9 protein-coding genes are annotated in these 5,856 nt (G+C 60.6%); 8 read left to right on the top strand and 1 reads right to left on the bottom strand.

Annotated features, from left to right (window positions below; translation table 11 throughout):
- On the bottom strand, nt 1–291 hold a 291-nt coding region (locus HNR01_RS27240; RefSeq protein ID WP_183671067.1), incomplete at its 3' end, for a transposase.
- Between the two features lie 122 nt (nt 292–413).
- Between HNR01_RS27240 and HNR01_RS27235 the strand changes: the two genes are divergently transcribed.
- The 8 genes from HNR01_RS27235 to HNR01_RS27200 all read left to right on the top strand — a co-directional run.
- Nucleotides 414–896, top strand: coding sequence for a GNAT family N-acetyltransferase (locus tag HNR01_RS27235; protein WP_026105549.1), 483 nt, complete (start codon nt 414–416; stop codon nt 894–896).
- 233 nt (nt 897–1,129) lie between these two features.
- Nucleotides 1,130–1,768: a TetR/AcrR family transcriptional regulator gene (locus HNR01_RS27230; RefSeq protein WP_012455654.1), complete on the top strand. Its 639-nt coding sequence runs from the start codon at nt 1,130–1,132 to the stop codon at nt 1,766–1,768.
- Between the two features lie 211 nt (nt 1,769–1,979).
- Nucleotides 1,980–2,612, top strand: a complete 633-nt coding sequence (locus HNR01_RS27225; RefSeq protein WP_012455655.1) for a carboxymuconolactone decarboxylase family protein — start codon at nt 1,980–1,982, stop codon at nt 2,610–2,612.
- Nucleotides 2,609–3,571, top strand: coding sequence for an SMP-30/gluconolactonase/LRE family protein (locus tag HNR01_RS27220; protein ID WP_012455656.1), 963 nt, complete (start codon nt 2,609–2,611; stop codon nt 3,569–3,571). Before HNR01_RS27225 ends, HNR01_RS27220 begins: the two co-directional genes overlap by 4 nt.
- 68 nt (nt 3,572–3,639) lie before the next feature.
- Complete coding sequence (locus tag HNR01_RS27215) at nt 3,640–4,251, top strand: glutathione S-transferase family protein (protein WP_012455657.1); 612 nt, start codon at nt 3,640–3,642, stop codon at nt 4,249–4,251.
- 14 nt (nt 4,252–4,265) lie between these two features.
- Complete coding sequence (locus HNR01_RS27210) at nt 4,266–4,472, top strand: putative antibiotic biosynthesis monooxygenase (protein ID WP_012455658.1); 207 nt, start codon at nt 4,266–4,268, stop codon at nt 4,470–4,472.
- A gap of 106 nt (nt 4,473–4,578) precedes the next feature.
- Complete coding sequence (locus HNR01_RS27205) at nt 4,579–5,346, top strand: alpha/beta fold hydrolase (RefSeq protein WP_012455659.1); 768 nt, start codon at nt 4,579–4,581, stop codon at nt 5,344–5,346.
- A gap of 219 nt (nt 5,347–5,565) precedes the next feature.
- Nucleotides 5,566–5,856: transposase (locus tag HNR01_RS27200; RefSeq protein WP_183671065.1), on the top strand; the 291-nt coding region annotated here is incomplete at its 3' end.

Below are 5,856 nucleotides of genomic sequence, written 5' to 3'. Positions count from 1 at the left end.
AGTCAGCCACATCAGCTCGACGTTGCGGCCAGCCTCACGCTCCAGGCGGCGGCTCGAGGCGACTTGGTTGAGGTAGCCGTAGAGATAGAGCTTCAGCAGTGTCGCGGGATGATAGCCGGGCCGTCCGGTCGCGGCCGGCGTCACGCCAGCAAAGCCAAGGGCTGCAAGATCGAGTTCATCCACGAACACATCGACGACGCGAACTGGATTGTCCTCAGACACGTAGTCGTCCAGGCGATGCGGCAGAAGCGCGATCTGGTGACGATCTGCGCCACTAACGAACCGCGTCATACAAGCCTCCACCGTCATGCAGAGACTACCAGAACCGCAGCGTTTTCACACAGCCTCAATGGGATGCAGACCTACAGCCTCGTGGCTTTCGGACCCTCGCGGTTACCGCTATGCGCGTCGCCATGCTGATCCGTACCGCTCTCTCCGATGACGCCCCCGCTATCTGGTCGATCATCGAGCCGGTCATCCGTGCTGGTGAGACCTACACTCTCGACCGGGACATGACTGAGGAGCAGGCGCTCGCCTACTGGATGGGATCGGACAAGGAGACCTTCGTCGCAGAGGAGGAAGGGACCATCCTCGGGACCTACTACATGCGTCCGAACCAAGCGGGCGGTGGTCGCCACGTCTGCAACTGCGGCTTCATGGTGAGCGCCGCTGCCACCGGGCGCGGCATTGCAGGACGCATGGGCGAGCATGCCCTAGCTCACGCCCGGTCTCGCAAATACCGGGGCATGCAGTTCAACTTCGTGGTGAGCACGAACGAGCGAGCGGTGCGCCTTTGGCAAAAGCTTGGGTTCGAGATCGTCGGGCGGTTGCCACTCGCCTTCCACCACCCCGCCCACGGCTATGTCGACGCATTGGTGATGTTTCAGGCGCTCTGACAACCCGCCGATAGGGTCTGCAATCAAAAATATGAATCAGAGTAATCAATGGAGTTAGCCAGGATCTTGCCGACAAACTTCCCGCACTCACACACCGCACCACTCCACATTGTCACCCGCATCGCTCGAACACGACGGAGCAGAGCAGAGCTTGCATTACGGTCCGTATCGTATCACAATTAGCAAAGTCGCTACGCAGGTGGCCACCATTCTCTCGGGCGCAAAGGAATCGAATGCCCAACCATAATGATCGAGAAGCTCGATCGCCCGGCCGACCGAGAAGCGAAGCCTCCCGTCGGTCGGTCCTCGAAGCCACGCAGGCGCTCCTCGAAACCACCTCCATTCGCAACCTGACGATCGAAGCGATCGCGCAAAAAGCAGGGGTCGGCAAAACCACGATCTATCGTTGGTGGTCTAGCAAGACAGCTATCGTCATCGAGGTATTCATGAATCTAGCGGCGCTGGATGCGCCGGCAAAAGACGCAGAGAGCGCAAGTTTAGCGCTCTCTGATCAGATATCACGGCTAATCACGCATTATCGTGGAGAGACGGGGAGGATCGCTGCGGGCATACTGGCGGAAGGGCAGTTCGATCCTGAGATCATAACCGAGTTCCGCCGCCGGTTTTTCGTAAATCGTCGAGCCGAGGTGCGAGCCGTCGTCGACAAGGGCATTGAGCGCGGAGAGTTCACACTCGAGGCAGACGCCGACACTGTCATCGATATGATCTACGGAGCTATATACTTCCGTCTGCTGATAGGGCACTCAGCGCTTGATGCCGAATTCGCTGCGTCGCTTCCCGCGATGGCGTTGCGGGTCCTCGGGAAGCAGGAAGCTATTACCAGACACTCCGTTGGCGCCGTACCGAGCTGATAAGAACCTATACCTAGGTTGGCAGTTGGGCTGCATCGACAAGCCCGCTGCTGCGAGGCTTCCCCGCGCCTGAATCCTCCATCCGACGTTCGCCCTAGGACCGCTTGTCCATCCGGAACCATAATCGAAACGGTACGTTTCGTATCGTAGTTTGGGCCAGAGCATCCAACTTGGCGACAAGATTGGCCGGGCCGTTCGTATGGAGGATATGATGAGCAACGACGTCATCGACGGTGGTCGTCTGCCAACCCTGAGGAGAGCGGATCTCGATCCTCAGCAAGCCGAAGCTTACGAGTACATCGACACAACCTTGATACCCTGGGCAGACAAAGCCGGTTTCAAGGGCAAAGCGGGGGATGGTTCGTTCTATGGCCCATTCAACGCTTTCCTGTACAGTCCCGTGGTCGCACAGGGCATGTTCCGGTTCATGGAGGCGGAGTCGAAGGGCACCGCGCTCACTCCCCGCGTCCGCGAGGTCGTCATCCTGAGCGTCGCGTCTGTCTGGCAGGCCGCCTATGAAATCTATGCACACTCGGCCATTGCCCGGCGGAACGGCTTCTCGCAGGAAGCCATCGATGCTTTAGCCGTCGGCAAGCCGAGCCCCGAACTCGACGATCAAGAGGCGCTGGCACAGAAGCTCACGCTCGAGCTCGTCATGCAGCGGAAGATCAGCGACGCCACGTACTGGGCTGCGGCGGAAACCTTCGGCCGCCGGGGCGTAGTCGACATGACCTTTCTGATCGGGGAGTACCTCTACACTTCCGCCGCTCTCAACGCGTTCGAGATCCCCGTGCCTGCGGAGCCGGATGGGTCCTCTCACGCCAGCAAGAGAGAGCAGCAATGAGCAGCAGCTTGTCCGGATTCTACGCCGTACCAGGGACTGGCCTTTATCCCGAAGGCCTTGCGTTCGACGCGCGATCTCGAACGTTGTTCACCACCGCCATGCTGAAGGGCACGGTTTTTCGCGTTGCGCTCGATGGACGAGCCTTTGAGGTTTTTTCTGAGGCCGGCGCGCACGGTTTGACCTCCTCAACAGGTCTCAAAGTAAACGAGGCGACCCGGCAACTCGTGGTTTGCGGTGGTGTGACTGGCCTCGTCCACGTATTCGATGTGGACACGGGCAGGGTGATCGGCCGCTACTCGAATGGGTTGGTCAACGCAGCGCCAGACACGGTGGTCCCCAACCCTGCGGCCCCCACCTTCGTCAACGACGTTGCCTTCGCACACGGCGATGCCTTCATCACCGACTCCTACAAACCGGTGCTGTACCGGCTCACGGCGGCGGTGCTCGCAAGGGGAACGGTGGCGGAACTGGGACAGCTCGAGCCGTGGCTACCGCTCGATGGCACGCCAATCAACTACCAGGAAGACGGTACGTCGCCTGGACGTTTCAATCTCAATGGCATCCTTGCGACTCCCAACGAGCGCTTCCTGCTCGTCGTCCAGACGAACACGGGCAAGCTGTTCCGCATCGAAGCGGTGACGCGCGAGATCATCGAACTCGCGGGCCACGGCAATCCGGGCGGGGACGGGCTCGCTTACTTGTCCGATACGGACGTGCTGTCGATCGACATGTCGAAAGAGCGAAGCCTGACACGGCTTCGGCTGTCGGCCGAGTACGACGCATACGAGGTGATCGGCGAGTACGACATGCCAGATAACGCCTCCCCCACAGCAGGGCTCGTCATTGATGATCAACTTCTTCTGACCGAGAGCCAAATCATTGATGTTCTATTCTCTGGGAGGCCCGAGCGCTTACCGTACCGAGTAGTGAAGTATCCGCTCACCTCGATCGGCGACTGAAGTGCCTCTTTTTCCACCGCTACGGGCCGGCACGCCCGCCTCAAAATCTGACCTGCAGGAGAGACGCCATGCTGCTGTACCAGTTTCGCAAAGGCACCAACCCGCGCCGTGTCATCATATACATGTCCGAAAAGGGCATCGATGTCCCGCGCTACGAACTCGACTACGAAAATAAGGAGCATCGCTCCGAAGCGTATCTGTCCATCAATCCTTCAGGGCGGGCGCCGACCCTGGTGACCGATGCAGGCGAGGCGATCACAGACTCCGCCGCAATCGTAGAGTATCTTGAGGAGCTCTATCCCGAGCATCCGATGTTCGGGACGGAAGCGGCCTCGCGCGCTCGCGTCCGATCGCTCGAGCGTCTCGCGGCCGACCTTGTCGGACGCGGCCAGCTGTGGCTGTGGAATCGCACCGATGCCTTCCTCGGAAAGGAGCCGGCACCTTCGCTTGAGGTCGCAGACCGAATCTCCCGCTACGTCGACGAGATACTGAACGTACTGGAGAAGGAAATCGGAGAGCATGCGTTCCTTGCTGGCGACACGCCCACCGTCGCCGATTGCACCGCCTTCCCGATCTTCCAGACTGCGCGGGAGCGATTTGACCTACCCTTCGGCGACAAACATCCGCGGCTAGACAGCTGGTACAAGCGGTTTCGCTCCCGACCCAGTGCGGACTATTGAAAGGAAGCCCCGTGATGACTCGCGGCCGAGCGGACCGCCTGATCTTCTGCGTGCTCGTGTTCGCAGCGGTGTATCCGCTGGTCACGGCGCTATCGTATTTTATGCAGTCCATCACGCCAAGCTGGCCACTGTGGCAACGTCACCTTGTCGTCGTTCCGATGATCGTCACGACGATGGTCTTCGTCATCATACCTGGCATCAACAGACTCCGCGAACATTGAGCCGCGTCCGGTGTGTGTCCGCTCCGCACGTCCCAGGAGCGTAGGTTACTTGGCGCGCGGCATCGTACCCTTCCAGCCCTTCTACAGAAGCTCAGGAGATCACTGCATGATCGACCGTCGTAAGTTCTCGACCTTACTCACCGTCGCGGCTCTGACATCCGCCGTTCCCAACGCGCCTCGCGCCGAGTCACGTCCAACCGCCAAGAACGTCGTGTTGGTCCATGGCTTGTTCGCCGACGGTTCATGCTGGACCGAGGTCATCGCGCGACTGCAGGCTGCGGGCCTCAACGCCACTGCCGTTCAGAACCCCCTCACCAGCCTGGAAGACGCCGTAGCTTCGGCCAGACGCGTGCTGGCTCGGCAGGATGGCCCGACCGTACTTGTCGGTCACTCATTCTCCGGCATGATCGTCACGGAGCTCGGCGTGGATCCGAAAGTCTCCGCTCTCGTCTACGTCGCAGCGCGGGCGCCCGACGCCGGAGAAGACTATGCCGCACTGGCCAAGACCTATCCCACACCTCCGGCCAGTGCTGGCATCGTCTATGACGGCGAGGAGGGACGGCTTGGCGAGGAAGCCTTCCTGCGTGACTTCGCCGGCGACCTGCCGGAGGCGCAGGCCAGGGTCCTCCACGCCGTACAGCAACCCTTCCAGAAAGGTCTGCTCGCCGGCAGGACGACCGTCGCGGCATGGCGAACGAAGCCCAGCTACTACGCCGTGTCGACGGAGGACCGAACGATCGATCCCGACTTGGAGCGGTTCATGGCTAAGCGCATGGGCGCCAAGACTATCGAGGTGAAAGCCAGCCATCTTGCCCTGATTTCGCAGGCCGATACAATTGCCAAGCTTATCATCGAGGCGGCCGGCCGGCCCTGACTCGTGGCATCCTCCGGACGGCTCAAAACCGCAACTAGGGGCAGACCAAATTTCAGGGGCGGCACAACTGCTTCCTGGGTGCGTCAGCAACAGTTCCTACGGCTGGCATGAGTCGGATGCGGAAGGTCCGTTTCGGGAAGGAGACAAGGTCCGGTTGCCACCGAGGCTGTGTGGAAACGTAGCGGTTCCGATAGTCTCTGCGGGAGAGCGGAGGCGTGTATGGCGCGGTTCATCTGTGGTGCGGATCGCCACCAAGTCACGCTGTTGCCGAACCGGTTGGACGACTATGTGTCCAAAGACAATCCGGTGCGCGTCGTCGACCTGTTCGTAGACGAGCTTGATCTCACGGCCCTGGGCTTTGCGAGCATGATGCCGGCCGCGACCGGACGGCCCGGGTACCATCCCGCGACGCTGCTGAAGCTCTATCTCTACGGTTACCTCAACCAAGTCACCTCCAGCCGCCGTCTGGAGCGTGAGGCTGGCCGCAACGTCGAGCTGATGTGGCTGACC

Origin of the sequence: Methylorubrum rhodesianum (assembly GCF_014199985.1) — a bacterium.
GTDB classification, from domain to species: domain Bacteria; phylum Pseudomonadota; class Alphaproteobacteria; order Rhizobiales; family Beijerinckiaceae; genus Methylobacterium; species Methylobacterium rhodesianum.
The sequence above is the reverse complement of the archived record's forward strand: the minus strand, read 5'-3'. Positions and strand labels throughout refer to the sequence as shown.